The following is a 2,442-nucleotide window of genomic DNA, read 5'->3' as shown; positions in this document are numbered from 1 at the left end:
ACGATGTGCTGACCCAGGCCGTGACCCAGCTGCGCAAGGCGTTCAGCGTCGACGACGACAACGGCCAGGCGTACATCGAGACCATCGCCAAGACCGGCTACCGCCTGCTTGTGCCGGTGCAACCGCTGGCGGACCACGAGACCGATGCGATCGCCGTTGCAGAGGACTCGACCGCATCACAGCCGCCTGCGCCGGATGCCGTGGCCGCCGCCGGCGTGCCGGCGGTTGAACGCGGAAGCCGCCGCTGGCGCCGTCTGCGCCGTCGCCTGCTGCTGGCACTGGGCGTGGTGATGCTGCTTGCGCTGGTGGTGTTGAGCGTACTGCTGCTGCGCCGCCCGGCGCCGGTGAATTCTCCGGTGGATGCGGCAGTGGAGAACGGCACGCGGGTGATCGGAAGTCCGGAGCGGCCGTATCGATTGATTACCGCGACGGCCGGTTTTGAGACCTATCCCACACTTTCTCCTGATGGATCGCAGGTCGCCTACGAAGGCGCCAACGACGATGGCGCCGGCGGCAACGCCATCAAGGTGCAGACCTCCGGCAATGCCCCCGCGCGCCAGCTGCTATCGCCACCGGCAGGTGCCAGCGACCGTTTCCCGAACTGGTCGCCCGATGGCCGCGAAATCGCCTTCGCCCGCTTTGGTGCCGATGCCAGCTGCCAGGTGCTGATCGCCAGCGCCACCGGCGGCGCCGTGCGCCAGGCCACGCGCTGCGACGGCACCGAGCTGCTCAGTTTCGACTGGACGCCCGATGGTCGTGGCCTGGTCTTCGGCAGCATGGTCGGTCGCTATGCCCATCGCGGCATCCGCGTGCTCGATCTGGCCACCGGCCAATGGCGTGCGCTGGAGTACGCTGTCGACGAGGATGATTTCGACTACGCCCCGCGCTATTCCCCGGATGGCCGATGGCTGGTGTTTGTCCGCAACCCCCAGCTGGGCGACCTGTGGCGGATGCCTGCCAGCGGCGGCACGCCCGAGCAGTTGACCGCCGAATCGGCCGAACTGCGTGGTTGGGCGTGGCTGGGCGACGGTCGGCATATCGTGTTCGGTCGCCGCGTGGACAGCGAAGCACGCCTGTACTACCTCGACGTCGAGCGCCGCACGTTGCGCGACGCTGGGCTCGACGATGCGCAGTGGCCGGCAGTGTCCCGCCGCGGCGACATGCTGGCGTTCGTGCATCGGCGCGCGCAGTTCGGGGTGTTCAGGATGCCCGCGCAGGGCGGTGCCGGTGAGCGCCTGTTCGCCTCCAGTGGCCGCGACGGGCAACCGATGGTGGCACCGGATGGGCGGCAACTGGTGTTCAGTTCCGATCGTTCCGGCAGCTTCGCCCTGTGGTGGGCCGACATGCAGCGGCCGGAGTCGCTGCGGCCGATCGAGGGGCTGAAGCCCGAGGCACGGCAGGCGCCCGACTGGTCGGCCGACAGCCGGCATCTGCTGGTGGTGGGCCGCGATGAGCATGGCGAAGCGGTTGTCTACGAGATCGCAYCGCGCGATGAACAACTGCATCGCCTTCCGGTTCCCGCCGAGCAGCCATTGCAGGCGTTGTACGGCGCAGACGCGGAGCAGCTGCTGGTGGTCGAACGTGATGCCGACCAGCACACCCGCTTGAGCCTGTTCGACCGCAGCGCGCAGCCATGGCGGCGGTTGGCCAGCCTGGAAGGCGTATCGCAGGCGCGCTTCGACCGCAGTACCGGGCGGGTGCTGTTCACCCGGCTGGCAGCCGGTGGGCTGTGGTCGGTGGACGCAGCGTTGACCCCTGCCAGCGTGCAGCAGGTCAGTGAGGACCGGCCCAGCCGTTGGCGCTACCGGACCTGGACGGTGGCCGGCAACGGCAGCATCGACTACCTCGGCAGCAGTGCCAGCTGTGGCACGACCCTGGTCCGTATCCAGTCCGGACGCGAAGAAGCCGAGCGTTGCCTGGACGCCCAGCGGCTGAGCGCGGGCAATGGACTGAGCGCCAGTGCCGACGGAAACAGCCTGTACCTGGCCCTGGCCATCAGCGATGGTGCCGACATCGGTGTGATGCGATTGCCCGAACAACCGCCCGCACTGTTCCCGGCATTCTCCAAATTATTGATCTTGAACGAGAAAGGGCCTTCGTAATTTCTTCGTGACGATCTCGCCGCGAATTCGTGGCGATCTCGGCAGTCTTTCCTGACGCGCTGTCACCTCATTTGGCAAAACGGAGGCCTGTACTTGGCAAATCCGTGGTGCCCCTATGCGTCAACTCTCGCTGGCTGATCGTGGCCAAACCGTATCCCTGGACAAGGCGATCGACGATGTCGCGCCGACCTGCATGGGGGTTGCCCGCCTCGGCAGCCTGCAGACCGCCGGCACCAGTTTCAGCGTCTGGATGCAGGTGCGCGGCACCTCGTGGGTGGAAGCCAAGGAAGGSCGSTTCCGSCTGCGCCAGSGCGAGTGGATCGCSTTCGAGAAGGAGTCC

The 2,442-nt window shown here is 67.3% G+C and carries 1 protein-coding gene and 1 pseudogene; both read left to right on the top strand.

The window, feature by feature from the left end; all coding sequences use genetic code 11:
* A partial coding sequence (locus AC1VAN_RS18510; RefSeq protein WP_480986409.1) for a winged helix-turn-helix domain-containing protein occupies positions 1-2,102 on the top strand: 2,102 nt, incomplete at its 5' end.
* Positions 2,103-2,217: 115 nt separating this feature from the next.
* Positions 2,218-2,442, top strand: a pseudogene (locus tag AC1VAN_RS18505) (AraC family transcriptional regulator); the annotation flags it as partial.

The organism is Stenotrophomonas sp. 05L44_2 (assembly GCF_056665995.1).
Note: the sequence above shows the minus strand (reverse complement) of the source record. Positions and strands in the feature narration are given on the sequence as shown.